The organism is Saccharopolyspora rosea, from assembly GCF_025643595.1.
GTDB classification, from domain to species: Bacteria; Actinomycetota; Actinomycetes; order Mycobacteriales; family Pseudonocardiaceae; genus Saccharopolyspora; species Saccharopolyspora rosea.
Window position 1 is genome coordinate 3994977 of sequence record NZ_CP102826.1, and the last position, 24975, is coordinate 4019951.

Below are 24975 nucleotides of genomic sequence, written 5' to 3' on the forward strand. Positions count from 1 at the left end.
TGTACCCCAACGCCTCCAGCCGTTCGGCGACCAGCCGTTCCTCCTCCGCGGTGTAGACCGCAGACGGCTCCGGTTCGGGTTCGGCGTCGGTTCCGGGTTCTGCGCACATCGGGTGTCCTCCTGCCTGCTCGGGTGTCAGTACGGGGAGTGCTGCCGCAGGGCGGGAGCGACCTCGTCGGCGAACAGCCGCACGGACCGGGTCACCTCCGCCTCGGTCAGCGTTCCGAAGTTCATCTCGGCGAGCACGGTGTTGAACACGCCCTCGTCGGCCGCGCGGCGGATGCGTCGCGCCACGGTGTCCGGGGATCCGACGAAGACGAGGTCGTGGTCGAGCAGGAAGTCGACGTCTCCGGCGCGTTGCAGGATCGTCGCGGTGTTCAGCTCGGCCCCCGGCCCCGCCGACGCGGGGGTGCGCCCGTACCCCAGGGTCTTCGTCAACGCGTGCGCGATGTGCGGCGCGGCCCTGCTGACCGCCTCGTCGTCGCTGTCGCCGACGTGCACCAGCGTCCAGTAGCCGATCTCGGGCCCGGCGTCGCCGTGGCCCGCCGCGCGCCACCGCTCGACGAAGTGGCGGTGCAGCGCGGCGAGCGCGCGGCGCGGGGTGATCATCGTCGCCGAGGTGTGCGCCCCGATCTCGGCCAGCCAGCGCAGCGTCCGGCGATCCCGGGTCGGTATCCACAGTGGAGGGTGCGGGCGCTGGACCGGGCCGAAGGAGAGCGTGACGTCGGAGTAGGCGTGGAACGGACCCTTGAAGTCGAAGCGCTCGCTGTCGGCGAAGGCGGTGCGCAGCAGGTCGACGCATTCGCGCGTGCGGTCCTTGCGTTCGGCGAAGTCCGCGCCGAAGTGGCCGAAGAACTCCGGTGCCACGCCCGAGGCGATGCCGAGTTCGAGCCGGCCGCCCAATGCCTGGTCCAGGGCGGCGACCTCGTTGACGATGCGGATCGGGTTGTACAGCGAGGGGACGTAGCCCATCGGCCCGACCCGGATCCGCTCGGTGCACAGCGCCGCCGCGGCGCAGAACAGCGGCGGGGACGGCATCCAGCTCTCCCCCGGGGTGAAGTGGTGCTCGACGCAGAAGGCGTAGTCGAATCCCACCCGGTCGGCGAGCGCGATTTCCCGCCACAGCTCGCGGTAGCGCTGCTCCGGGGTGGTTCCGGGCCGCCCCCAGGTGTGCGAGAAGTAGCCGAACTTCATCCTGCGGCTCCCGTCGTCTCGTCGTGTGCGGTGCTGAACGCGGTGGTCAGCCGGAGGCAATCGCGCAGCCACCCGCCTCCGGCGCGGACCGAGATCCCCGCGAGGGCGGTGCCGCGGCGGGCCAGCACGCGCTGCGCGTCGCGCACCCCGTCCGGCTCGGTGGCGGCGGTCAACCACGCCGGTCGGTGCGCCGCGGTGGCCGCGACGAGCGCGTCCAGCCGTTCGGGTGGGCAGGAGGCGATGACGACCAGCCGCCCCGCCTCGCCGCCCGGGTCCAGCCGCGCGCACCGCCGTCGGAGTTCGGCGGGACGCGTGCCGTGCTCCGCCCTGAGCACCGCCGGATCGGCGGTCGCCGCCCGCCGCCCCGGCCCGTCCGGGCGAACGCGGGTGTTCGCGGCCCGGACGAGGTGCCGGTGGTCGCTGAGCAGCCGGCGCACCTGGCCGGGGTCGCCGCCGCTGGCCACGACGAACGCCCACGCGCGGTGGAGTCTGCCCAGGAAGTCGGCTTCCGGGCCGTCCGCACCCGGTGGCAGCGCGAGCCGCGCGAGGCTGCGCCCGATCGCGCCGGCCCGCCCGGCCTCGCGGACCAGCGCGGTGAGCAGCGCGGCGGGCTCGCCGGGCGCGGCCGGTGCTTCGACCAGCGTGCTCACCGGTCTGCCGCCCGCGTAGGCCAGGGCGACGGCGGCGAGCGTGAGCAGTTGCGCCGAGGCCGCCGCCGCGGCGGTGGTCGCGTCGGCGAGACCGGTGTGCAGCAGCAGGCGCTCACCCCGGGCGGCGGCCACCACCGCTGCCCGCGCGTTCGCGGTGCGGCGGTGCTCCGCCACGGTCAGCCCCTCGCCGACCGGTAGATCCGGTCCACGAGGGCCACGGTCCTGGCGGCCTCCGCGGTCGCCGCGCCGGGTTGCCCGGGATCGGCGAGCAGGGTGGGCAGCAGCCCGAGCTGCCGCCGGTACTCCGCACCGACCTCCTCCGCGGGCACCGGAATCCGCTCCTGCCGCCCGTTGCGGTGCACCACGAGCCGGGAGCCGGACAGCCGGTTCGTGCTGAACCCGAAGGTGCACTCCAGTTCCGCCCGACCCGCGGATCCCTCCACCGCGATCCGGGTGCGGTCGACCTCGGTGTGCGAGGCCCAGGCCACGTGCAGCCAGACGAGGACGCCGTCCTCGGTGACCAGGCAGGCGCGAGCGGTGTCCTCGACACCGGCGCCGCACGTGGTGTCCCCGCTGGCGGCGGAGCGCCAGTCGGCGCCGAAACCGTCGCGGCCGACGAAGTCCGCCGACACCGAGCCGCACACCTGGGACACCCGCGGCCAGGACAGCATCCGCATGCCGATGTTCACCAGGTGCCAGCCCACGTCGAACAGCGCGCCACCACCGGCCAGCGTCCGGTTGGTGAACCAACTGCCACCCGGGATCCCCTTGGACCGCACCCAGGACAGCTCGACCGCGCGGAGCTCGCCCAGCCCGTCGAGCTGGGCGCGCAGCGCCTTGACGTCGGCCCGGTGCCAGGCCGCGCTGCCGGCGAGCACGGTCGCCCCACCGGCGCGCTCGGCGGCGGCGAGTTCGGCCGCCTCGGCGCCGGTGAGGCAGACCGGCTTCTCGACGAAGGTCGAGATGCCGCGGCGCAGCAGCTGGGTCGCGATGGTCGTGTGCAGGTGGTTGGGCACCGCGACCACGGCGAGGTCCACTTCGGACGGATCGAGGTCGTCGGGGTCGGCGTGCGGCCGCACGGTCGGGAACAGCGCGCGCGCCGCCTGAAGCGCCTCCCGGTTCGGGTCGAGCAGCGCCACCACCTCGAAGTCGGGGTTGTCCAGCAGCATCGGCAGCCAGACCCGGCCGCCCACCCAGCCCAGCCCGAGCACCGCGAGCCGGACCGGCGATTTCCGTTCGGACATCAGAACCTCGCTCCTCCGTGCACCGGCACGGTCGCCCCGTTGACGTAGCTGGCCGCGGGCGCGGCCAGGAACGACACCACCGACGCGATCTCCTCGGGTTCGCCGAACCGCCCCGCTCCGATGAACCGCAGCACCAGATCGCGTTCGGCCTCGCTGTGGAAGTCCATGTCGTCGTCGCGGACCGCGCCGGGCGCGACGGCGTTGATCGTGATGTCGCGTCCCCCGACCTCACCGGCCGCCGAGGACGCCCACGCGTGCAGCGCCGCCTTGGTCCCGGCGTAGGCGCTGTGGCCGCTGAGCCCGTTGCTCCCGGCGGTGGACCCGAACACGATGATCCTGCCGAACCGGGCGCGCATCATCGGCCGCAGGCAAGCCTTGGCCAGCGAGACGGCGCTGTGGAAGTTGGCGGCGGTCAGGTGCGCCAGCTCCTCGGCGCCGGTGGCGACGACCGGCCGCCGGGACCGCACTCCTGCCACCGCGACGCAGATGTCGATGCGCCCGAACTCGTCGAGCGCCCGCCGGGCCAGCCGGTCGGGGCCGGTGGGGGTGCTCAGGTCGACGCCGACGGGCACGCACGTCCCGCCCTCCGCCGCGATCTCGTCGGTCAGCTTGCGCGCGGCGGCCTCGTTGCGGTGGTACCCGGCGAGGATCCTCGCCCCCGAACGGGCCAGGTCCCGCGCGCAGGCCGCGCCGATGGTGCCGGACGCGCCGCTGACGAGCGCGACCCGGTCGTTGAGCCCGTAGCGCGCGGCCAGGTGCGCCGCGTGGTCGGTCAGCACTGCCATCAGCGGGTTCCCTCCCGTTCGACGAGGATCAGCCGGCAGTCCGGCGGAGGGGTCCGGACCTCCCGCACGACCGAGCCGCCGGCGTCGGTGATCGCGGCGTGCAGCTGCGCGGCCCGGGGCCACGCGGTGCCGCCGTGGGTGAGCCAGTCCAGGCCGAGTTCGGCGCCGATTCCGCCGTCCTCGGGCAGGAAGACGTCGTCGACCAGCAGGACGCCGCCGGGCACGAGCCTGCTCAGCAGCCAGTCGACGTCCGCGCCGGGCGCCGGTCCGTGGATGCCGTTGGCGACCACCACGGCGTCGAACTCCCCAGGCGGCGGGTGCCCGCCCGATTCGACCGCGCCGCACCGGATCGCACCCTCCACGCAGGATTCGGTCGGACCGGCGAGCGGGCCGAGCGGCAGCAGGTGGCCGCGGGCCCGCGGATGGGCGGTGAGCACCGCGCTCAGGTAGCGGCCCGGCCCGGCGGAGACTTCCAGCACGCGGCCGCGCGCGTGCTCACCGAGCAACCGGACGCCGAGCCGGGTCCGCCCGGCGACGTGCGCGCCGTGCATGGCCGCCGGGTACGCGTCGAGCAGTTCCCCACCCGGGCCGGCGACGTCGAACGGCCGGGGGCGACGTCCGGCCCGCACCGCCTCGGCGATCGACTCCCGGGTCAGCCACGTCCGGGACAGCTCCCGTTCCAGCCGCAGCAGCTCGGGCAGCCCCGGCGCCGGCCGCGCGTCGCCGGTCGTGACCAACCCGAGCGCGGCGGCGATGTCCAGCAGCCAGGCCACCTGCTCGGCCGGCAGCCCCCGGTCCCCGCTCAGCTCGTCCAGATCGGCGCCGCACCGCAGCGGTTCCAGCAGGTCCAGGTCGTCGAGCGCGAACAGCAGCTCGGAACGCCGGTACGACCGCATCGCCTCCAGCGCCGCTGCGCCCGCGAGGCGGTAGCGGGGCTGCCGGTACGAGCGCTTGCCCGCGCGGTCCCGGGCGAACGCCCGGTGCAGGTGCACCCGGTCCGGCACCTTGTACCCGGACAGGTGGGTCCGGGCGTGCGCGAGCACGTCCGCCTCGTCCACCTCGGGACCGGCGGCGACATCGGCGATCAGCAGTTCCTCGTCGGCGTACCGACCGGTGCGGGAGCGCACGTGCGCGTCGGACACGCCCGGCGCCTCGCGCAGCACCGCTTCCACTTCCAGCGGCGAGATCCACCGGCCGCCCTTGCGCACCGCCCCGTGCGTGCGCCCGAGGATCCGGACGCGGCCGAGTTCGTCGGCGACGGCCAGGTCCCCGGTGTCGTGCCACGGCCGGGTGTCGTCCACCCGGACCTCCAGCCGCCCTTCCCGGCCCGGTGGGCAGGGCGCCCCGTCGTCGAGGACGCGGAACCGCACGCCCGGCATCGGCGCCCCGACGCACAGCGGTGGCAGGTCGCCGAGCCCGGCGAACAGCGCTCCGGTCTCGGTGGAGCCGTAGTTGCGCCCGGTGGACAGCCCGTAGGCGGCCCGGAACTCCTCGTCCAGCCGTTCGTCCACCGGACCGGCGCCGACCATGGCCAACCGCAGACCGGGAGCCGGCGACGGGCGCCCGCCGCGTCGCCGCCTGCGCAGCGCGAGCAGCCGGGCGAGCGTCGGCACCAGCGCGATGATCGTCGCACCGTCGGCGAGTTCGCGTTCGACCGCCGCCAGCGACGACGGCGGGTGCGCGCGCACCTCCGTTCCGGTCACCAGGGCCGCCGCCAGCCAGCCCAGCGCGTAGGCGTGGCTGAGCGGCAGCGGCAGCACCAACCGGTCGAGCCCGTGCAGGCCGACCGCGCTCTCGAAGCGCAGACCTTCGGCGACGAGCGATTCCTCGGTGCGCGCCAGCAGTTTCGGTTCGCCGGTGGAGCCCGAGGTGGTCAGCAGCACGGCGGGTTCGCCGCCGCGTCCGGCCGCCCCGTCCAGGCGGAACCCGTCGTCGGCGACGAGCTCGCGACCGCCCCCGGCCGCGGCGAGCAGCCGGTCCCGCTCGCGCCGCGGGGCGTCCGGGCTCACCAGCAGCGGGCTCGCCCCGGCCGCGAGCAGCGCGAGCAGCCCCACGATCCAGGGCTCGCCGTTGGGTGCGCGGAAGGCGATCGGCTCACCGGGCACGACGTCGAGTTCCCGGGCCAGTGCCTCGACATCCGCGACCAGCCGACCGGCCGAACGTTGTGCGGTGATCCGCCGATCCGCGGGCAGCGCCCGCAGTCGGCCCAGCAGCGAGTCCGGGGCCGCGCGCTCAGCGCCCGTTGCCGCGCACATAGTCCTGCTTCGCGTCGGCCAGCATCCGGCGGATCGGCTCGGGGGAGTACGTCGGGGCCGCGCACAGCTCGTCGAGGGTGATCTCGTCGTCGAAGTACATCGACAGCGTGTCCCACGGCGTGAAGCAGCCGTGGCACGCCGTCAGCCGGGGCCGTTCCGCCAGCAGCGCCTGGTAGAGCCCGGTGTGGCCGACCTTGTCGAGGGTGTCGCGCCAGGTGTCCTCGACGATCGTGCCCATGTCGCTGAACCAGATGTTGGGGCACGGGGTGACCACCCCGTCGCTGAAGGTCGACACCACCAGCCTCGGCAGGTGGCAGCGGAACGTCCGCCGCCCGGCGCGGTAGAACGACAGCAGCCGCTCGAAGTACGCCTTCGGCGGCAGCACGGCGGCGAACTCGTCGTAGCGGCCGACGAAGTCCTCGATGTGGCGCACCTGGTCCGGCCGGACGGCGAATCGCTCCGAATCGGGACCGCGCACCGGGAACGGGAAGTACATCGGCGGATCCCGGAAACCGCCGAGCCATGCGGCGAACTCCGGCAGGTCCAACACGCTGCGGTCGTTGAGGACGCCGTAGATCTCGCAGGCGATCCCGCTGTCCAGGATCCGGGTGATCGCGCGGATCAGCTTGGCGTGCAGTTCCGGCTTGTCCACCCGGTAGCTGTTCCCGCGGTGCAGGTGGCTGTCCAGCGACACCTGCAACACGACGTTGCCCATGCCGCGCAGCCGCTCCAGGTGGTCCTCGCCGACCAGCATGCCGTTGGTCTGCACCACGACGACCTCGTACTTCGGCGCCTCCCGGGCGAGGAAGTCCATGATGCCGCGCACCAGGAAGATCTCCCCGCCGGTGACCTTGAGCAGCGGAACGGAGAAGCGGGTGCGCACCCGCTCGGAGACGGTGTCCACGCGCTCGGCGAGTTCGGTCCCGGCGGCGTAGGTGTCGCGCTTCGGCGGGTCGAAGATGAGCTTGAGCCGGTGCCCCTCCTTGAGGTTGCTCTGACCGGTCAGGCAGTAGGTGCAGCTGAGGTTGCAGGAATCCTCGTTGATCACCAGGTCGTTGCCGAGGAGTTTCCGCGCCATGATCTCCCCTTCCGCCACAGCGGAATTCGCGCCGGGCCACCAGCGTAGGGCGGCCGTCGAGAACACCGCAACGGAGCTTTTCACGTGCTCTTCCCGAAAATCGGCGATTTCCCGGGACGGAACCAGAAGCGGTCCGCGTACCGCCACCCGGTGCCGACCGCCCGATCCCGCGCCCGCGCGAGCAATTCGCCCTCGAAGTCCACTGTGGATCCGAACAGCGCGGCGATCTGGCTGCGGTACTCGCGGGCCGCGCGCAGCCAGGTTCCCACCTCGACGGGTACCCGCTCGCCGCGCAGTCCACGATGGTCCCGCGCGCGCAGTCGGTACGGGAAGTCCTCGTAGTACGCGATCCGCACGTCGTCGAGGAGTTCGGCCGCGCGCCGGGTGAGCACGTGGTCGACGTGGTGCCCGGCCGCCAGCGGCACGTGCAGCAGCGCGCCGGCCACCTGCTCCCGCACCGCGTCGGCGAGCACGCCAGGCAACGCGCGGTCCCGTTCGTGCACCGGCCCGAGCACCGCGCGCGGCGTGCGGTAGCGCGGCGCGCCGTCGTCACCGCGCAACGCCGCTTCGGGCAGACCGGCCGACACCGCCCGCGTTCCCAGCAGCCGCAGCGCCGCCGCGTTCTCCCGCCGCCGCAGCCGCGGCTCGGCGACGGCCCGCCAGCCCTGCGCCGGCACCGGTCCGGCACCGTCGAAGGCGGTGACGACGGTGACCCGCTCCCCGCGGCCCACCCACTCCGCGATCCGGCCGCCCACCGACCAGACCGCGTCGTCGGCGTGCGGTGCGAGCACCACGTGCGCGCGCGTCATCGCGGCCGGGCCCCGGTGCGCTCGGCTTCGCGCACGGCCGCCGCGTAGCGGCGCGGATCACCGGTCGGGCCGAGCAGTTCCGGCAGCGCCTCGACCGACGGGACCGGGTACGACGACCGCAGCCGCCGGAAGTTGCGGTCGTGCTGCTGCCAGCGGTCGGGTCTGCGGTGGCTCAGGTGGATGCCCGCCGCCTCCGCGGTGACGACGCGGCGCACGCCCATGCGGTGCAACCGCATGCCCAGCTCGATGTCCTCGCACCCCCAGCCCAGCCCGTACGCCTCGTCGAAACCCCCTGCCGCACGCCACGTTCCCCGCGACATCGACACGTTCGCCCCGACGCAGCCGAGCCACGGTGCCACGTCGGGCAGCGTGCCGTCGGCCATCGCCGCCACGGCGCGCTCCAGCGCGTTGGCGACCAGCCGGTGCCGCCGCCCGGCGGTCCCGGCCAGCAGGGCGTCCCGGCGTTCCCGCACCTGCTGCGCGCTCGCGCCGTCGAGTTCGGCGAGCAACCGCTCGGCCGACGGCAGCTCCCGGAGTCCACCGTGGACGAACCGGTCCGGCCCCGCCGCCGCCACGTGCGCGGCGACGAAACCGGACCCGACGAGGACGTCGTCGTCGAGGAAGACCAGGTGCTCGCCCGCCGCCGCGGCGGCGCCGGCGTTGCGGGCCGCGGCACGGCCGCGCTCCGCGCCGCGCACGACCACGACCGGCAGCGGCGCGGCGGCGGCGACGGCGCGGGTGTCGTCGGTGCACCCGTCGTCGACCAGCACGACCTCCGTCGCCGGGGCGTCCCGCTGCTCGGCCAGGCACGCCAGGGTCAGCGCCAGTCGCGGGGCTTTGTCGCGGGTGGGGACGACGACGCTGACGTGCGGCGCGGTCACAGCCGCCCGACCTCCTCGGCCACCAGCGCCGCGACCGCGTGCATCTGCTCCTCGGAGCCGAGCAGCACCCGGTGGTGCAGCCAGACGCAGTCGCGGCTGAGCCGCTCGCTGTTGGGGCACCGCTCGGCGAGTTCGTCCGCGGACAGCGCCGGTGCGGCGGCCCGCCAGAACCCTTCGGTGCGGTGCACCGCGCGGAACCCGACGAACGCGGGCAGCCCCGCCCCGACCAGCCGGTCGACCAGTTCGTCGCGCTGCTGCTCGCCCAGCCCCGGCACCCGGAACATCGCCATGTAGTGCGGGTTGCGGTCGCACCGCTCGTCCGCCCCCTGCGGTCGCACCCCGGGGATCGCGGACAGCAGTCCGCGCAGCACCGCCCAGCGCTGCTCGCGCACCGAGATCTGTTCCTCCAACCGGGCGAGTTGGGCGCGCAGCACGCTCGCGGCGAACTCGCCCATCCGGAAGTTCGAGCCCGAGGTGCGATGCCGGTAGTGGCGGTCGGTGCGCGGTCTGCCGCAGCTGTGCCGGACGAACGCCTCCTCCCACATCGCGTCGTCGTCGAACAGCACCGCGCCACCCTCGCCCGCCGTCATCAGCTTGCCGTTCTGGAAGCTGAACGCCGCGGGTCCTTCCAGTTCACCGATCCGGCGGCCCCGCCACCGCGCGCCGTGCGCGTGCGCGGCGTCCTGGAGCACCAGCACGCCCGCGTCCGCGGCGACCTTGCCCAACGCGTCCACATCGGACACTTGTCCCGCCATGTGCACGGGCATGATGACCCGGGTGCGGTCGGTGACGGCGGCGGAGGCGGCGTCCGGCGACATGCAGTAGGTGTCCGGATCGACGTCCACCGGCACCGGCACGCCCCCGGCCAGCTGCACCGCCAACGACGAGGAGATGAAGGTGAACGCGGGCACCAGCACCTCCTCGCCGGGAGCCAGGCCGAGCACCTCCAGCGCGAGCTGGAGGGCGTGCGTGCCGTTGGTGACCGCCAGCGCCCGGCGCGCGCCGTGGTGGCGGGCGAACTCCTCCTCGAAGGCGGTCACCTCCGCGCCGCCGACGCGCCACCACTGGCCCTGTTCCAACGCCCGCAGCAGACCCGCGCGTTCGGCGTCGTCGAACTGCGGCCAGGCGGGAAATTCCAGTTCCGCACGAGCGCTCATGGCTCCCCTTTTCGGTCCGGGCGTTTTTCCGACCAGTCTCACGTCGTTCCCGACAGGTTGTCGAGAGGCGTTCCCGCGGATTTCCACGACGACGTTGACATTCGGCGAACCCCGGACGGAAGCTCCGGTTCCATGGACATCTCCGTGGCTTTGCCGAACATGATTCCGGGCACTCCCGGAACCGCGTTGCTCGAATGGGCGGTGCGCGCCGAGGAACGCGGGTTCTCCTCGCTCGCCGCGACCGACCGCCTCGTCTACCCGGGCTACGACCCGGTGTCCGCGCTGGCCGCCGCGGCGGGCCGCACGTCCCGGATCGGCCTGCTCAGCAACGTGCTCATCGCCCCGCTGCGCGCCCCGGTGGAGCTGGCGAAGCAGGCCGCCGGGCTGGACCAGCTCTCCGGGGGCCGGTTCACCCTCGGGCTCGCTCCGGGCGTGCGCGCGGACGACTTCGACGCCGCCGACCGCGACTTCACCGACCGGGTGGCCCGGTTCGACCGCGACATCGCCGCGCTGCGCGAGCTGTGGGCGGCCGGGACCGTCGGCCCGCGGCCGGTGCGCGGCCACGTCCCGGTGCTCGTCGGCGGCGTCACCGCGGCCGCGGCCGAACGCGCGGCGCGCTGGGCGGACGGCTGGACCGCGCCGGGGCTCACCCCGGACCGGACGAGCGAGCTGGCCGACCGCGTGCGCAAGGCGTGGTCGCGCGCCGGCCGCCCTGGTCGGCCCCGCATCGTCATGCTGCTGCGGTTCGCGCTCGGCGCCGACGTCGCGGAGGCCGCCGACGCGTTCGTCCGCGACTACTTCGCGGTGCTCGGGCCGGCGGCCGAGGACTTCGTGCGCGACACCCCGCGCGATGCGGCGTCGATCCGCGCGGCGCTGCGCGCGTTCGCCGACTGCGGGGTGGACGAGGTGGTGTTCCACCCCACCGTCGGCGACCCCGCGCAGGTCGACCGGCTCGCCGACGTCACGCTGTAGCGCGGCGCGAGCGCGCCAGCAGCGTGCGCACCGGCGCCATGTCGAACGGGTCGCGGAGCTGGACGACGACTTCGTCGGCACCGGCGCGCAGCAGGTCGTCGAGCAGGTCGAGCTGGTCGGGCTCGGTGATGAAGGCACTGCGGCGCAGGGTGCCGGGCTCCCGGCCGACCCGCGCGCACCACGCGTCGAGGTGGCGACTGCTCTCGACGAACTTCCAGGCCATGGTGTTCCACCGGTCGGCGTGCTGGGCGACGAGCCGCAGCAGGATCCGGCGGCCGTCGCCGCCGATGAGCAGCGGCAGGTCTCCCCGTGGCGGCGGGTTCAGCACGTCGAGCCGCGCCCGCACGCGCCGGACGGCGTCCTCCAGGCCCGCGACCCGTTCCGGCGCGGGCCGGAACCGGTAGCCGTACTCGGCGCAGTCGCGCTCGACCCACCCGGCGCCGAGCCCCAGGACCAGCCTGCCGCCGCAGAGGTGGTCGACGGTCCGCGCCATGTCGGCGAGCAGGTCGGGATTGCGGAACTCGTAGTTGGTGACGAGCGGTCCGATGGTCGCCGTCCGGGTGTCGGCGGCCATCGCGGCGAGCAACGTCCACGCCTCGAAGTGCGTCCCGTCCGGATCGCCGGTGAGCGGGAAGAAGTGGTCCCACAGCCACAGCGAGTCCACGCCCTCGGCATCGGCTGCCCGCCAGGCGTCGCGCAGGCGGTCCACGGTGGTGTGCTGCGGCGCCAGCCACACCCCGACGTCGAACGATCGGTCAGCGCGCATCTCTGAATTCCTCCGACAACGGCGGACGAACAATTCCGGAACTGATTTTCCGGTGCTAGCCTCGAATTATGCCAGCAGAACTCACCGATGACCCGGAGAAAGCCGCGCACGATCTCACCGAACACGGTTACTGCCTCCTCGAATGCCCTCTCGAAGAATCGCGATTCCGCGCCCTGCGCGACCGGCTCGAACAAGTGCGGAGCCAGGAACGCGAGGACGGCACCGGCTACATCTACGACGGCGACAACCAACGCGTTTTCAGCCTCCTCAACAAGGGAATCGAGTTCGAGGAGCTGGTTCAGGAGCCGACCGTGCTGCGGCTCATGGAGGAGGTGCTCGGGTACAACTTCCTGCTGTCCAGCACGCACGCCAACATCGCGGGCCCCGGCGGGGCGTCGATGTACCTGCACGCGGACCAGACGTTCTGCCGGGCGCCGTGGCCGCCGTACGCGCTGGTGGCCAACAGCATGTGGATGCTCGACGACTTCACCCCGGACAACGGCGCGACGCGGATCGTGCCCGGCAGCCACCGGTGGGGGCGCCAGCCCGACTACCTGGGGGGCGAGGGCAACCACCCCACCGTCCCGGTGTGCGCCCCGGCGGGGTCGGTGATGGTCTTCGACGGCAGGTTGTGGCACCAGACGGGCGAGAACACCACCGAAGGCCAGTACCGGCGGGGCATCCTCAACTACTACTGCCGGGGTTACGTCCGGCAGCAGCAGAACTTCTTCGTCGGGCTCGACCCGGCCGTGCTCGACCGCGCCACCCCGCGGATGCGCCGGCTGCTCGGCTGGGAGAACTACCTGTCCCTGGGGATGTTGGACGGGCTGCCGTGAGCGGTGTGCCCGCGGTCCGGCTCGCCTGCGCGGTCCCGCCCGCAACGCCGGACGACGTCCTGGCGCCGTGGGCCCGGATCCTCGCTCCGCACGTCACCGTGCGGACCGCGGCGGACCCGGGCGCGGACGACCTGCCGTTGGCCCTGTTCGGCGCGCACGACCAGGCGGTCACGGCGCTCGCCGTGGCCGAGCGCCGCACCGCGGCGGGCCGCGCGCCCTGCGCGCTGCTCGTCTGCGACTGCCCCGCCCCGCCCTCCGGTGGGCTCGACTGCCCGGTCGTCGCGCTGGCCGGGCGGTCCCCCGCCCGCGAGATGGCGGGCTGGCGCGCGGTGACCACCGGCGACTTCGTGGTCCGCGTGCTGGGCGGCGCCGAACCGCCACCGCACGGCCGCCCGTCGCGAGCGGTCGCGCTGCTGCTCCAGGAGGAGCTGCGGGTCTGGCCCTACTGAACCGGCCGACGGCCGGAAGCGCAGCGGTGGAGTTCGGCCGGGGTCGTCCGGCGGAGGTCGACGTCGTCGGCCAGGTCGAGGCCGTACTCCTGCTCCAGCACGATGGCCAGTTCGATCAGCCGCACCGAGTCCACCCCGACCTGCTCACCCAGCGGCCGGTCCGGGTGCAGTTCCGGGCCGTCCGCGCCCAGCAGCGCGCCGATCCGGCGGGTGAATTCCTCCAACGACCCCGTTCCCGGCATCGTCGACTCCTCTCCTGTCGGTCGGCGCAGCGGGATGTCCTGGCAGTAGTCGAGTTCCAGCCGCAGCGCCGTCTCGGCCTTGGCCAGTTCCGCGCCCAGGTACCCGGCGTGGCCGGGGTCGCGGACGAGACCGGCGCCGACCACGCCCAGCAGCACGGATTCCGCCCGCCTGCCGCGGATCTCGTGCCCGGCGGTGAAGTCGTCCCGGTAGTGCCGGAGGACCACGTCGCGCCGCCCGCGGTCTAGCGACACCACGAAGAACCCCTCGCCCGCGGACGCGATCGGCCGACGTCGCCCCCCGGGCCGCAGCCGGCGGAAGCGCGGTCCGGCGATCGGCGCGACATCGGGCGTCCGGGCACCGCATCCGGCGGCGACCTCGGCGATCCGCGGCTCCAGCACCGCCGGGTCGGTGACCTCGCGCAGGTCCACCAGGCGCACCCGCCTCCGAAACGAGTCCACATCGGACGACCGGAGTCCGGGCAGCTGCGGGCGGTACCCGACGGCGCCCACGATCCGCTGCCGCGGCCCGGCCACCCCGGAGCGCACCAGCGCGACGAGGCTCTGGCCCTGGCGGAACAGGCGCGAGTCGGGACCGCAGACCAGCAGCACCCGGATCGACGGGTGGTTCAGCACGGAGCGCACCAGCTCCTCGACGCCCAGGTTGGCGGTGCGCAGCGGAGCGGCGACCGCCACACCGGGCGCGGCGCGCAGCCGGACGGCCAGCTCGGTCGACCCGAGGGTGCACACGCCGACGACCGCGGGCACGTCGGTCACCATACGGGACCAGCTCCCTCCCCGGTGTAGACGCGCGGCAGGCCGCCGGGACGCTGATCGGGCAACGTGGAGGCGATTTCGGCGACGGAGACGCCGATCCGGTGCAGCGACTTGCTCAGCCGCAGCTGCTCGCTCTTGATCCGCCTGATGCGCGCGCGGAAGAACTCGTCGATCTCGACGACCTGCCTGCGCCGCTCGTCCGCGTCGAGCGTCCCGCCGAGCACTCCGTCCAGATTGGACATGAAGAAGTCGAAGTTGAACCTCCCCATCCGCTGCCGCAGCTCGTGCAACCAGCTCTTGAACGACTCCAGCTGTTCGGTCACCCCCGGGATGTGGTGGAAACGCCGGTAGATCCGCGAGATGTAGGTCTGCACCACCACGTTGAACGTCTCGAACTCGAAAACCGCGGACTGCTCGGTGATCACGCCGCGCTCGTGGTAGTCGTCGTTGTTGTACAGCGAGGCGTAGTGCTTGGCCAGCAGTTCGACCCGCTCGTCCCGGAAGACGTAGCCGTACGGGTCGAGGGTGTCTCGGTAGCTGTCGTCGAGCAGGCCGTCGGCTTCCATCTTCTGCACGATCCGCGTCCCGGGGTAGATCTCCAGCCGCTCGGTCATCCGGCGCAGGTTGTGTCCCGAGTTGTCGCGCAGGAACTCCGCGTTGCGCACGATCGTGTCCACTGTGGCGTACGGGTGGAACGGGATGAACCCCATCGCGAGGTAGATGCCGTGCTCGCGGAGCATCCGGATGATCGTCGCGTTGTCCTCGACGGTCGCCCGCTTGTCCCACAGCAGCAGTTCCTCGGGCACTCCCGACTCGATGCCGACGTTGACCTTCTCCAGGCCCGAGCGCACGAGCAGGTCCATCAGATCGTGGTCGGCGGGCGTGTCCTTCCAGTTCTCCGCCCGCATGCACACGTTGTAGTAGACGTCCAGCCCGCGGTCGAGGATGCCCTGGGCGATCGTCGCGATCCGCTTCTTGCCGACCCTGCCGCCATCGGGGTCCTCGAAGGTCGAGTCGATGAAGTCGAACGTGCGGAAGCCGTAGGTGCGCACGAGGTGTTCGACCTCGTCGACGACGTTCTCCGGGCTGCGGGCCCGCCACGGTTTGCCCGCCTGCACGCGGTTCTTCAGGTGCGGGGCGGAGCAGAAGGTGCACTGGGCGACGCAGCCGCGCGAGGTGCTGACGCGCACGTACTCCAGCTTGTTGCCGTGCTGCTCCAACTGGTCCCGAGCGGGGAACGGCAGTGCGTCGAGGTCGTGGATCACCGGCCGCGGCGGGTTGCGGACCACCGCGCCGTCGGCGTCCCGGTGGAAGATCCCGGGGCAGCCGGACACCGGTTCACCGAGGGCGACCCGCTGGGCGAGGTCGAGGATCGTCGGTTCGCCCTCGCCCACCGCGACGACGTCGACGTTCGGATCGTTGTCCAGCACCTCGTGCCCGGCGAAGGTGCCCGCCGGCCCGCCGCAGACCACGAGCGCGTCCGGCAGCCGGTCGCGCAGCAGCGCGCTGACCGCGCGGCAGCTGTGCACGTTCAGGCTCATCAGGGTGAAGCACGCCAGGTGCGGTCCGAACCCGGCGATCGCCTCGATCGCGGATTCCTCGGCACCGTGCGGGATTTCGCGGATCTCCACGGTGAACCCGACCGACCGCAGCACCGCGGCCATGTAGGCGACCCCGAGGTGCTCCGGCGACATCACCATGTCGCCGTCCAACAGGACCAGGAAGCTGATCCGCGTCGCCGCGGGGTCGGCGATCCGCGGATCCAGCTCGATGTCGAAGTGCCCCGGCTTGCGCCTGACGGGGTCCAGCTTGAGCGCGGTGTCCACGCTATCCTCCCCACTCCGTTGGCTGGCTGCGTCCGCGGGCGACGTCCGCGCCGTCGAGACCCGCGACGCGGACACCGGCCGCGGCGAGGACGGTCGCCGCGGCGTCGGCCATCCCGACCCGCGGCACCCGCACCGCCCCGGGGACGGTGAACACCGCGTCGTCCCGGGTGTGGGTGCCGGTGAGCACGTCGGGTGCGGTGACCGACCGCGACGTGAAGGACCCGCGCAGCTGCACACCCCGCGCCGGGACCGCCACCAGGTCCGGCGCCTCGTCCAGGTGCGGGCCGGCGTAGACCTTTTCGCGCAGGTGCACGCCGTCGAGCAGCGGCGGGCCGTCGACGTGCGGCCCCACTTCGGAACCCGACCAGCGCAGCGCGCGCAGTCGCGCGGCGAGCAGCTCGACGAGCTCGTCCGCTTCGGCGTCGCCGACAGCGCCACGCGGGAACCGGTCCTCGCGGTGCACGTAGAACCGTGCCGGGTCGAGCGCGAAGACCCGGCTGGCCGAGTCCACAGCGGACAGTTTCGGGCAGGTGTCGAGACCGGCGAGCAGGCCCTGTTCGCGCAACCACGCGTTGACGTGGAACTGGCAGTGCGCCGGGCCGAAACCGTGGTCGCTGACCAGGAACGGCGTCACGTCCGGCACGGAGTCCAGCAGCTGTCCGACGGCCGCGTCCACGCTGCGGTAGAAGTCCAGGGCCTCGGGTGCCGGACCGCCCTGGACGCGGTTCCACAGGAAGTGCTGGAACCGGTCGGTCTCGGTGAACACCGCCACCGCCAGGTCCCACGGCCGTTCCGCCAGCAGGAACCGGAAGGCCCGGGTGCGGGCCCGCAGCGACCGGTGCACGCGGCCGAGGAAGCCCGCCGGGTCGGCCGCGACGTCACCGATCTCGACGTCGAGTTCGTACCCCGCCCGCCGCAGCGGTGCCACCAGCCGTTGCGGCCGCACGGCCCGGTCCAGCCGCGGCGCGACGAACCCGGACACCACCGTGCCCCGGATGTCCGGCGCCGGGTAGGTGCCGGGGACGTTGAGGCACACCGTCGTCAAGCCATCGTCGGCCGCGTGCTCCCACAGCGCCGGGGCTCGCAGGTGCCCGGCGTTGGGGAAGTACGTGCGGTACTCGCCCGGGACCAGGTCGACGAAGCCGAAGATGCCGTGCCGGGCCGGGTTGACGCCGGTGAGGAAGGTCGCCCACGACGTCGAGCTGATCTCCGGCACCGGTGCCAGCAACTCGGCGCGGCCGGAACCGGCGAGCACCTCGGCGAGGCGGGGCACCACTCCCCCCGCCGCCAACTCCTCCAACAGCGACTTCGGCATCCCGTCCAGGCCGATGACCAGCGTGCGCCCGCTCATGCTCCTCCGTCCGTCATCGCACCAGCGAACTTCCGGCGAACCGGGCGGGCTTCTCCCGCCCGAGCAGGTCGACCACGGTCGCCGCGACGTCGACGGTGCCTGCCGTGCGCGGCGCGGCCGGGGCACCGGCGAGCGCCCAGTAGGAACGGCGGCGGTGCCAACCGCTCTGCCACGTGCGGTGCACGTGGTTCGCCCAGCGCTGGTCCCCCAGCGGCAGGTACCGCCAGTCGGCGGGTTCGAGCACGAGGTCCGGCGCCGCCCGGACCGCGTCGCCCCGGTGGACCTCCTCGCGCGGGCGGACCGCGGCGAACATCGGCAGCCCGGTGCGCGGGTTGAGCACCTCGCGCAGCGCGGCGACCACGTCGGCGCGCACCCGTTCGTAGTCCTCGGGCGCGATCGCCCCGTGCTTGTACCGGCCGCGCACGTTCAGGTTGACGCCGTGGGTCCCCTGCACCGCCTCGAACGCCAGCGTCGAACCCCAGTCGACCGCACCGCCGTGCGACGCGGTGAGCAGCCCGGCCGCGGCGAGGTCGTCGTTGACCGCGCAGTACGCCCGCAGCGGGCCGAACCCGATCTCGGAGAACGCCAGCACGGCGGTGCGCTCGTCGGCGTTGTCGAGCGCGTCGCCGATGACCCGGTCGGCGGCCTGGTACGCGGCGAGGATCGCCGAGGACTCGACGCCGTCCTCGCCGAGTTCCAGCTCCTGCCAGAAGATGTGCGAGCTCCGGTCGATCGCGGTGAGGTTCACCAGCACCGCGTCGGCGCCGTCCGCGTAGAGCCGCATGGCGGCCTGGCCCCGCCGGCGGTCGGCTTCGAGCAGCATCGGGAGGATGTCCGCCTTCGCCTGCCCGCGCCACCAGATCGACGCGTCGTGCGCGATCCGGATTCCCCGCGCCGCGAGGTCGCGCTGCAACCGCGGCGGGTGGCAGGCCCGCAGCGTGGGGTACATCGGATAGCTGATCAGCCACCCGTCCAACGGCTCGACGGGGTGGGTGCCGAACAGCCCGATCGACGCGAACTTCAGCCCCGCCAGCTCCGGCAGCTGCCACAGCAGCGGTTGCCTGCGGTGCTCGCCGCTGAGCACCTGCGGGTGGTACTCGGGATCGTGGCACGTCCAGTAGGAGAAGAACCCGTGGTCACCGGCTCGGTGCCCGGTGAGCAGGCTGAGCAGGCCAGGCGGTTCGTACGGGACGCCCTCGGCGTCGAGGGCGCCGCGCGTGCCCGCCGCGAACAGCCGCGCGAAGTTCGGCAGGCGCCCCTGGGCGGTCCACCGGTCCAGCAGTTCCGGTGTCGCCCCCTCGGTGATGACGACGATGACCCTGGATCTGGTAGCCATGCCGATCCCGCGTCATTTCCCGGCGCCCTGGGCCAGCCGGGACCGCACGTACTCGGCCAGCCGGTCCAGGTCGTCGATGAGGTCGACGGACAGGTCCTCGTCGGCGATCTCGACGCCGAACTCGCTTTCCACCCAGATCAGGAACTCGATGGTGTTGATGGAATCCAGCCCCAACCGGTCGACCAGGTCGCGGTCCGGGACCGCGGCGGGATCGAGGTGCAGGTCGAGGGACTCCACGAGCACTTTTCGCAGCCTGTCCTTGGTTTCGTCCATCTCCGCGAACTCCTCCTCCGATGGGGCGGCCGGCTCAGACGTAGCCCATTTCCCGTAGCCGCCGGCGGGTGTACTCGTCCTCCTCGGCCGGGCCGGTGGGCGCGGGCGCGACCGGGCCGGACGCCTCCTCCGCGCGCTCCAGCTCCGGTCGCGGCCCCGGAACGTCCACATCGGACGCCAGTGCCGCGGTCACCGGCGTCCCGGGCACCGTGGACGGCCAACCGGCCCCGAGGTCGGTCAGCAGGGTCGGGATCACCGAGGTCAGGCGGACCGGTTCGGCGAGCCGTCCGGGCCGCGCGTTCGGCGACGCGTGCGCCCACATCCCGGCGTGGCGGTGCAATCCGGTCTGCGCGCTCGGATGCCAGAGCCCCTGGCCGAGTTCGGGTCCCACGAGGACGCTTTCGTCCGCGGGAACCAACAGCAGGTCCGGGGCGGCGGACACGTGCGGTCCGGGGTAGGCGTCCTCGCGCGGCAGCACCTCGCGGACCAGCCGCCCGCCGCCCGGAACCGCCACGCCCCGCAGCAGATCGGCCACCTCGTCCAGCACGGCACGGCGTTCGGACTCCCGGACCGCACCGCGGCGCTGCCGACCGCGCAGGTTGACGTTGAGCCCGTAGCTGCCCGGGACCGGCTGGTACACGCGGGTGTTCTCGAAGTCGACCTCGCGGCCGCCGCCGGTGAACCAGCTGGCCGCGCCGGACGCGCCGGTCGCCGGTCGGGTCCGCAGCAGACCGGCCTGTTCCAGCAGCTCGTGCACGGCGAAGCCGTACCGGCCGAGTCCGAGGCCGTGGTCGGAGACGAGCACCACCGCGGTGTCGGAGTCGACGAGGGCGAGCAGCTCGCCGATCGCCGCGTCGACCGCCTGGTAGATGCGGGTGAGCGCGCGCTCCCACCCCGACCCGTCGGGCGCGGGCTCGTACCGGGGGTGCGCGTCGTCGCAGAAGTGCCAGTAGTGGTGGCCGACCCGATCGACCTCGGTGAACACCACCATCGCGACATCGGTGGGGTGGTGGCGCAGCAGGTAGGACATGGACCGCGCCCGCGCCGCGACGTTGCGCTCGGCCTCGTCGAGGTAGCCCAGGTCGCCGCGGAACATCGTGGCCAGGTCCGACCGGAACGGCGCGCCGCCGCGCGCCAGTTCGCCGAGCAGGGTCCGCGGGTGGCAGTAGTGCGCGGTCCGCGTCAGCGGCCAGGTCACCTGGTACCCGGGCAGTGCGCGGGGCGGGTGCGACATCGGGATGTTCACCAGGCCGAGGGTGTGCCCCTGGGCGGCGAGCCAGTCCCACGCCGAGGAGCGGCCCAGCCGGTCCGCCGTGGTGATGGTGGCGCCGTAGTCCGGGTCCTGGGTGTCGAAGAACTGGTAGATGCCGTGGCGGCCCGGATCGCTGGCGGTGACCAGCGTGCTCCACCCGGGCGCGGTGTGCGCCGGCCAGGTGGTCTCGGTGACCGCCGAGGCGGCGCGCCGCAGCACACCGCCGATGTTCGGCAGCATTCCGCGTTCGACGAGCGGATCGACCACGTCGAATCCACCGCCGTCGATTCCGATGACGAGCGCACGCGGGGACAACCGCGTTCCGGACATGGCCACTCCCCTCGGTCGCGCGGAAATCGCCGACCGGAAAAACGAAAAAGCATTCCTGGCCGGAGTATGGTCGCCGGCTCGCGCAGCAGTCAACGGACTCGATTGCGCGCCGGAAGAAACCGATCCTAATGTCACCGGCAGCCCACCCGGCGATTCCAGGGGAGGAATTGTCCATGAAACCCACGCGAGTCGTGATGATCGGGCTCGACTGCGCGACGCCGCAGTTGTTGTTCGACACCTACGCCGAGGAGATGCCGACGCTCACCGCCTTGCGGGCCGCGGCGGTGTGGGGACCGATGCGCAGCGTCGTCCCGCCGATCACGATGCCCGCCTGGGCGTGCATGATGTCCGGCCGGACACCCGGGGACCTGGGCGTGTACGGGTTCCGCGACCGGCGCGACCACGGTTACGGCCCGCTCGGGTTCGCCAGCTCCCGCGACATCGCGGTGCCCCGCGTGTGGGACGTGCTCACCCGCCAGGGACGCCCGAGCGCTGTCCTGGGCGTGCCCGGCACGTATCCGCCGTCACCGGTGAACGGCTGCATGGTCGGGTGCTTCCTGTCCCCGTCGACCGACTCCGACTACACGCACCCGCCCGGCCTGGCCGCGGAACTGCACCGGCTCACCGGCGGTTACATCCTCGACGTGGAGAACTTCCGGTCGCACGAGCGGGAACGCGTGCTGCAACGCGTCTTCGACATGACCGAGCAGCGCTTCGCGGTGGCCCGCCACCTCATGCGCCGCTACGACTGGGATTTCTTCGGGTTCGTCGACATGGGGCCGGACCGGCTGCACCACGGGTTCTGGAAGTACTGCGATCCCGCGCACCCGCGCCACGTCCCCGGCGGGCCGTACCGGCACGCGTTCCGCGACTACTACCGCGCCCTCGACCGGCATCTCGCGGGACTGCTGGCGGACGTGCCCGACGACGCGGCCGTGCTGGTCGTCTCCGACCACGGGGGCCAGCCCATGACGGGCGGTTTCCGCCTCAACGAATGGCTGCGCGAACAGGGGTTGCTGGTGCTGCGCACCGAGCCGCGGGGCCCGACGCCGGTGACCGCGGCCGACGTGGACTGGCACCGGACGACCGCGTGGGCCGAAGGCGGCTACTACGGGCGGGTGTTCCTCAACGTCGAGGGGCGCGAACCCGACGGCACCGTGCCCGCCGCCGAGTACGACGCGGTCCTCGACTCCCTCGCCCGCGCCCTGGAGCAGCAGACCGGCCCGGACGGGAAGCCGATGGGCAACCGGGCGATGCGCGCCGCGGAGCTCTACCCGGTGGTCAACGGCATCGCGCCGGACCTCATCGTCTACCTCGGCGACCTGCGCTGGCGGGCGCTGGCCACGCTGGGCCTGGGCGAGGGGCTGTTCACCGTCGACAACGACACCGGCCCCGACCACGCCAACCACGCCGAGCAGGGCGTCTTCCTGCTCGCGGGGACCGAACTCGACCCCGGCCCGCGCGACGGCCTCTCGCTCTACGACGTGGCCCCCACCCTCCACTCGTTGCTCGGGCTCCCCACCAGCCCGCACCACCGGGGTGCGGTGGTGCGCTGAGAGCCTGTCTTCGAACTCGTTGTGCGAGGCGGTGCCGGTAGCGGAACCTCACCGGCCCGCCCGTCGCCCGACCACCGCCCCCCACGGAGGCGCTGACGCGCCACGTCACATCGACTGCGGAAGCCCCTCCTGATGTGTGCCCAGCTGCGGCGTCCGAAGACGCGTCAGCCGCCGAGCACTTCGCGGTGCGGGTTGTCGTGGTCCGCGGGCCACACCCGCACTCGCCGGGTGGTGCGGTAGGTGTCCAGGTCGTTGGCGAACGCGTCCCACCGGGAGGGCACCCGTCCCGGGTCGGGGCCGGTCACGTCGACCGTGCGGTAGTCGTTGACCCACACCGTCTCGGCGCGCACCCGGTCGGCGACCTGCCACGCCCGTTCCGCATCGGTCGACCACACCGCGCCGGCGAGCCGGTAGTGCGAGTCGTTGGCCAGCGCGAGGGCGTGCTCGTCCGACTCCACCGGGGTCACCGCGAGCACCGGGCCGAAGATCTCCTCCCGCGATACCGGGTTCCGGCCGTCCTCGTCGAGGATCGCGGTGGGCCGGTAGTACGCCTTGGCGTCCAGGTCCGGTGGCAACTCCGCGGGATCGGGTCGGCAGCCGCCCCACAGCAGGCCCGCACCCCGCTCCAGACTCGTGCGGACGTGCCGGGCGACGGTGCGCACCTGTTGGCGCGACACCAGCGGTCCGAGGTCGGTGGCGGGATCGAGCGGGTCGCCGAGCGCGAGTCCGGCGGCCTTCTCGCGCAGCAGCGCGAGGAAGTCGGGCAGCAGGCCGCGGTGCACCAGCGCGCGGGACCCGGCCGTGCACACCTGCCCGTTGTGCAGGTAGATGCTCCACAGGACGCCGGACACCGCGCGGTCCAGGTCGGCATCCGCGAGCACCAGGTTCGCGGACTTGCCGCCGAGGGCGAGCCGGGCGCGGGTGCCCCGGCGCGCCGCCGCGAGCGCCACCTGTTCGCCCACCTCGTTCGACCCGGTGAACGACGCCAGGTCCACGCGGGCATCGCCGACCAGCTGCTCCCCGACCACGCCGCCGGGTCCCAGCACCAGGTTCACCACCCCGGGCGGGATCCCGGCTTCGTGCACGAGCCGGACCAGTTCGCACGCCGTGACGCTGGTGAACGACGCGGGTTTGACGACGCAGGTGTTGCCCGCCGCGAGGGCCGGAGCCATCCGCCACGCCGCGAGCAGCAGCGGGAAGTTCCAGGGCACGATCTCGGCGACGACCCCCACCGGGTGGCGGCGGAGGTGGGTTCCCGCCCCGTCGGTGTCGGTGTCGGCCAGCTCCCGCGCCCACCACGCACTCCACTCGAACGCGGCCCGCGCGGCGGGCAGGTCCAGCGCCCGCGCCTTGCGGACCGTCGTGCCGCCGTCGCGGACTTCCCACCGCGCCAGCCTGTCGGCGTGCTCGCCGAGCCGGGCGGCGACGGCGTCGAGCAGGGCGGCGCGTTCGGCTCCGGACATCCGGGGCCAGGGCCCGTCGTCGAAGGCGCGCCGGGCCGCCGCCAGGGCCCGGTCCACTTCGGCGGGCCCGCCGCGCGGCAGTTCGGCGAGCACGCGGCCGGTGGCCGGTTCGTACGAGGTGAACGTCGCGCCGTCGGCGGCGCCGACCGGTTCTCCGGCGATGTACATCGAATGGGCGTCCACGGCGATTCCTCCCACCGGATCAGCGGGGAATTGAGGAGTTCTCCGCGACACGGTGCCACGTCCGCTCCGGAATCGAACCCCCGGATCTGGCGCCGCGCGATATTCGCCTGCGAGCATCGGGAGCAATTCCCGGTGACCACGAATCGAGGACGCCGACATGCTGACTTTCCCCTTTCCGGCCGGGCCGCGCGGAACCGTTCCCACCGAATTCGCCGAACTGCGGGAGACGGATCCGGTGGCCGAGGTGGAACTGCCGGACGGAACCCGGATCCGGTTGGTGACCCGGTACGCCGACGTGGTCGCGGTGCTCACCGACCCGCGCTTCAGCCGCGCGCGGGCGGCGGCGCTGCCCGGAACCGGCTTCGGGCGCTGCCAGAGCACCGGGGTGCTCGACCTGGACCCGCCCGAGCACGCCCACTTGCGCGAGCCGCTGGACCGGGCGCTCGGCGAGGACCAGGTCCGCGCGTGGGGACCCCGGCTGACCCGGGCCGTCGACGACGCGATCAGCGCGTTCGCCGCGCTGCCGCGCCCGGCGGATTTCGTCGCCGGCTTCGCCGCCCCGCTCGCCGCGCGCACCACCTGCGAACTCGCGGGGTTCGACGTCTCGGCGGCCGAACGGCTCGCCGGGTGGGTCGAGGACGTGGTCGGCGGCGACGCCGACGCGGCGCACACCGCCCGGCAGGAGCTCGACGCGGCGTTGGCCGAACTCGTCGCCGACCGCCGCCGCTCGCCGGGGGACGACCTGGCGTCGGCGCTCGTCGCCCCCGCGGAACCGTCCCGGGGCCTGCCGGACGATGAGGCCGCGCTGGTCGTGTCGGGTCTCCTCGTCTCGGCGCACATCGGCAACCGCAACGCGCTGTCCCGCCACGCCTTCGCACTGCTGGGCACGCCGGGCTCGTTCGAGCGGATGCGCGCCGACCCGGCGACGGCCGTGGAGGAACTGCTGCGCCGCTACCCGTCGGGCAACGACGGGCTGCTGCGGGTGGCCGCGGAGGACGTCGAACTGTCCGGAACCCGGCTGGAAGCCGGACAGCTCGTGATGCCGCTGGTCGCCGCGGCCTGCCAGGACCCGGCCGTGTTCGACGCGCCGCAGCACCTGGACCTCGGGCGCCGTCCCAACCCGCACGTGTCCTTCGGGGCCGGTGCCCACGCGTGCCCGGGAGCCGCGTTCGTCCGGGCGTTGTTCACGACGACGTTCGGCAGCCTCGTGGCCGCGTTCCCGGACCTGCGGCTCGCAGTGCCGGTGGACGAGGTGGTGCACACCGCGGACCTGCTCCCGCTCGGGGTGCGGTCCCTGCCGGTCGAGTGGTGAA

Annotated in this window: 22 protein-coding genes; 5 read left to right on the forward strand and 17 right to left on the reverse strand. The window is 73.4% G+C overall.

Translation table 11 applies throughout. The annotated features are described in order from the left end of the window. Positions 1–135 precede the first annotated feature (135 nt). The 9 genes from NV263_RS18485 to NV263_RS18525 form a co-directional block, all read right to left on the reverse strand. Positions 136–1194, reverse strand: coding sequence for an LLM class flavin-dependent oxidoreductase (locus NV263_RS18485; protein WP_263247595.1), 1059 nt, complete (start codon positions 1192–1194; stop codon positions 136–138). Further along, positions 1191–2018 carry a hypothetical protein gene (locus tag NV263_RS18490; protein ID WP_263247596.1) on the reverse strand — a complete coding sequence of 276 codons (828 nt, stop codon included), beginning with the start codon at positions 2016–2018 and terminating at the stop codon, positions 1191–1193. Before NV263_RS18490 ends, NV263_RS18485 begins: the two co-directional genes overlap by 4 nt. A gap of 2 nt (positions 2019–2020) precedes the next feature. Continuing rightward, positions 2021–3088 (reverse strand): Gfo/Idh/MocA family protein, encoded by a 1068-nt coding sequence (locus NV263_RS18495; RefSeq protein WP_263247597.1) that lies wholly within the window; start codon positions 3086–3088, stop codon positions 2021–2023. Then, complete coding sequence (locus NV263_RS18500) at positions 3088–3873, reverse strand: SDR family oxidoreductase (protein WP_263247598.1); 786 nt, start codon at positions 3871–3873, stop codon at positions 3088–3090. Before NV263_RS18500 ends, NV263_RS18495 begins: the two co-directional genes overlap by 1 nt. After that, entirely contained in the window at positions 3873–6128 is a 2256-nt protein-coding gene (locus tag NV263_RS18505) for a class I adenylate-forming enzyme family protein (RefSeq protein ID WP_263247599.1), read from the reverse strand. Before NV263_RS18505 ends, NV263_RS18500 begins: the two co-directional genes overlap by 1 nt. After that, entirely contained in the window at positions 6106–7206 is a 1101-nt protein-coding gene (locus NV263_RS18510; protein WP_263247600.1) for a radical SAM protein, read from the reverse strand. Before NV263_RS18510 ends, NV263_RS18505 begins: the two co-directional genes overlap by 23 nt. Before the next feature lie 80 nt (positions 7207–7286). Further along, on the reverse strand, positions 7287–8015 hold the full coding sequence (locus NV263_RS18515) for a PIG-L deacetylase family protein (protein ID WP_263247601.1): 729 nt from the start codon (positions 8013–8015) through the stop codon (positions 7287–7289). After that, positions 8012–8896 carry a glycosyltransferase family 2 protein gene (locus NV263_RS18520; protein ID WP_263247602.1) on the reverse strand — a complete coding sequence of 295 codons (885 nt, stop codon included), beginning with the start codon at positions 8894–8896 and terminating at the stop codon, positions 8012–8014. The genes NV263_RS18515 and NV263_RS18520 overlap by 4 nt, the downstream gene beginning before the upstream one ends. Beyond that, positions 8893–10053 carry a DegT/DnrJ/EryC1/StrS family aminotransferase gene (locus tag NV263_RS18525; protein ID WP_263247603.1) on the reverse strand — a complete coding sequence of 387 codons (1161 nt, stop codon included), beginning with the start codon at positions 10051–10053 and terminating at the stop codon, positions 8893–8895. Before NV263_RS18525 ends, NV263_RS18520 begins: the two co-directional genes overlap by 4 nt. 132 nt (positions 10054–10185) lie before the next feature. Here NV263_RS18525 and NV263_RS18530 point away from each other — a divergent pair, with 132 nt between their 5' ends. Further along, the gene (locus NV263_RS18530) at positions 10186–11025 is read left to right on the forward strand and encodes an LLM class flavin-dependent oxidoreductase (protein ID WP_263247604.1); all 840 of its coding nucleotides are present in this window, start codon (positions 10186–10188) and stop codon (positions 11023–11025) included. Here the strand turns inward: NV263_RS18530 and NV263_RS18535 are convergent. Continuing rightward, positions 11015–11791: an LLM class F420-dependent oxidoreductase gene (locus NV263_RS18535; protein ID WP_263247605.1), complete on the reverse strand. Its 777-nt coding sequence runs from the start codon at positions 11789–11791 to the stop codon at positions 11015–11017. The genes NV263_RS18530 and NV263_RS18535 overlap by 11 nt on opposite strands. A 68-nt stretch (positions 11792–11859) precedes the next feature. Here NV263_RS18535 and NV263_RS18540 point away from each other — a divergent pair, with 68 nt between their 5' ends. Together NV263_RS18540 and NV263_RS18545 are read left to right on the forward strand one after the other, a co-directional pair. Further along, the gene (locus NV263_RS18540; RefSeq protein WP_263247606.1) at positions 11860–12627 is read left to right on the forward strand and encodes a phytanoyl-CoA dioxygenase family protein; all 768 of its coding nucleotides are present in this window, start codon (positions 11860–11862) and stop codon (positions 12625–12627) included. After that, complete coding sequence (locus NV263_RS18545; protein WP_263247608.1) at positions 12624–13076, forward strand: hypothetical protein; 453 nt, start codon at positions 12624–12626, stop codon at positions 13074–13076. The genes NV263_RS18540 and NV263_RS18545 overlap by 4 nt, the downstream gene beginning before the upstream one ends. Here the strand turns inward: NV263_RS18545 and NV263_RS18550 are convergent. The 6 genes from NV263_RS18550 to NV263_RS18575 are packed head-to-tail and all read right to left on the reverse strand — an operon-like array spanning position 13070 to position 20460. After that, entirely contained in the window at positions 13070–14083 is a 1014-nt protein-coding gene (locus tag NV263_RS18550; RefSeq protein WP_263247609.1) for a DUF4346 domain-containing protein, read from the reverse strand. The genes NV263_RS18545 and NV263_RS18550 overlap by 7 nt on opposite strands. A gap of 5 nt (positions 14084–14088) precedes the next feature. Next, positions 14089–15918, reverse strand: coding sequence for a B12-binding domain-containing radical SAM protein (locus NV263_RS18555; protein ID WP_263247611.1), 1830 nt, complete (start codon positions 15916–15918; stop codon positions 14089–14091). A 1-nt stretch (position 15919) separates the two neighbouring features. Then, complete coding sequence (locus NV263_RS18560) at positions 15920–17269, reverse strand: alkaline phosphatase family protein (RefSeq protein ID WP_263247612.1); 1350 nt, start codon at positions 17267–17269, stop codon at positions 15920–15922. A 13-nt stretch (positions 17270–17282) separates the two neighbouring features. Further along, positions 17283–18605, reverse strand: a complete 1323-nt coding sequence (locus NV263_RS18565) for a nucleotide pyrophosphatase/phosphodiesterase family protein (protein ID WP_263247613.1) — start codon at positions 18603–18605, stop codon at positions 17283–17285. Between the two features lie 12 nt (positions 18606–18617). Then, positions 18618–18878 carry an acyl carrier protein gene (locus NV263_RS18570; RefSeq protein ID WP_263247614.1) on the reverse strand — a complete coding sequence of 87 codons (261 nt, stop codon included), beginning with the start codon at positions 18876–18878 and terminating at the stop codon, positions 18618–18620. 34 nt (positions 18879–18912) lie between these two features. Beyond that, a complete protein-coding gene (locus tag NV263_RS18575; protein WP_263247615.1) occupies positions 18913–20460 on the reverse strand; it encodes an alkaline phosphatase family protein in 1548 nt (515 codons plus the stop codon). Between the two features lie 173 nt (positions 20461–20633). On the opposite strand from NV263_RS18575, the gene NV263_RS18580 reads away from it, so the two are divergent. After that, positions 20634–22016, forward strand: coding sequence for an alkaline phosphatase family protein (locus NV263_RS18580; RefSeq protein ID WP_263247616.1), 1383 nt, complete (start codon positions 20634–20636; stop codon positions 22014–22016). Positions 22017–22180: 164 nt separating this feature from the next. Here the strand turns inward: NV263_RS18580 and NV263_RS18585 are convergent, their stop codons facing one another. Then, a complete protein-coding gene (locus NV263_RS18585) occupies positions 22181–23662 on the reverse strand; it encodes an aldehyde dehydrogenase family protein (RefSeq protein WP_263247617.1) in 1482 nt (493 codons plus the stop codon). Between the two features lie 157 nt (positions 23663–23819). On the opposite strand from NV263_RS18585, the gene NV263_RS18590 reads away from it, so the two are divergent. After that, positions 23820–24974 carry a cytochrome P450 gene (locus tag NV263_RS18590; RefSeq protein ID WP_263247618.1) on the forward strand — a complete coding sequence of 385 codons (1155 nt, stop codon included), beginning with the start codon at positions 23820–23822 and terminating at the stop codon, positions 24972–24974. Position 24975: the final 1 nt, after the last annotated feature.

Coding starts and splice junctions, on each gene's coding strand:
- NV263_RS18580 (WP_263247616.1), top strand. CDS start 20,634: ATGAAACCCACGCGAGTCGTGATGATCGGGCTCGACTGCGCGACGCCG.
- NV263_RS18500 (WP_263247598.1), bottom strand. CDS start 3,873: ATGGCAGTGCTGACCGACCACGCGGCGCACCTGGCCGCGCGCTACGGG.
- NV263_RS18540 (WP_263247606.1), top strand. CDS start 11,860: ATGCCAGCAGAACTCACCGATGACCCGGAGAAAGCCGCGCACGATCTC.
- NV263_RS18565 (WP_263247613.1), bottom strand. CDS start 18,605: ATGGCTACCAGATCCAGGGTCATCGTCGTCATCACCGAGGGGGCGACA.
- NV263_RS18505 (WP_263247599.1), bottom strand. CDS start 6,128: ATGTGCGCGGCAACGGGCGCTGAGCGCGCGGCCCCGGACTCGCTGCTG.
- NV263_RS18515 (WP_263247601.1), bottom strand. CDS start 8,015: ATGACGCGCGCGCACGTGGTGCTCGCACCGCACGCCGACGACGCGGTC.
- NV263_RS18530 (WP_263247604.1), top strand. CDS start 10,186: ATGGACATCTCCGTGGCTTTGCCGAACATGATTCCGGGCACTCCCGGA.
- NV263_RS18510 (WP_263247600.1), bottom strand. CDS start 7,206: ATGGCGCGGAAACTCCTCGGCAACGACCTGGTGATCAACGAGGATTCC.
- NV263_RS18560 (WP_263247612.1), bottom strand. CDS start 17,269: ATGAGCGGGCGCACGCTGGTCATCGGCCTGGACGGGATGCCGAAGTCG.
- NV263_RS18495 (WP_263247597.1), bottom strand. CDS start 3,088: ATGTCCGAACGGAAATCGCCGGTCCGGCTCGCGGTGCTCGGGCTGGGC.
- NV263_RS18575 (WP_263247615.1), bottom strand. CDS start 20,460: ATGTCCGGAACGCGGTTGTCCCCGCGTGCGCTCGTCATCGGAATCGAC.
- NV263_RS18525 (WP_263247603.1), bottom strand. CDS start 10,053: ATGAGCGCTCGTGCGGAACTGGAATTTCCCGCCTGGCCGCAGTTCGAC.
- NV263_RS18570 (WP_263247614.1), bottom strand. CDS start 18,878: ATGGACGAAACCAAGGACAGGCTGCGAAAAGTGCTCGTGGAGTCCCTC.
- NV263_RS18590 (WP_263247618.1), top strand. CDS start 23,820: ATGCTGACTTTCCCCTTTCCGGCCGGGCCGCGCGGAACCGTTCCCACC.
- NV263_RS18535 (WP_263247605.1), bottom strand. CDS start 11,791: ATGCGCGCTGACCGATCGTTCGACGTCGGGGTGTGGCTGGCGCCGCAG.
- NV263_RS18485 (WP_263247595.1), bottom strand. CDS start 1,194: ATGAAGTTCGGCTACTTCTCGCACACCTGGGGGCGGCCCGGAACCACC.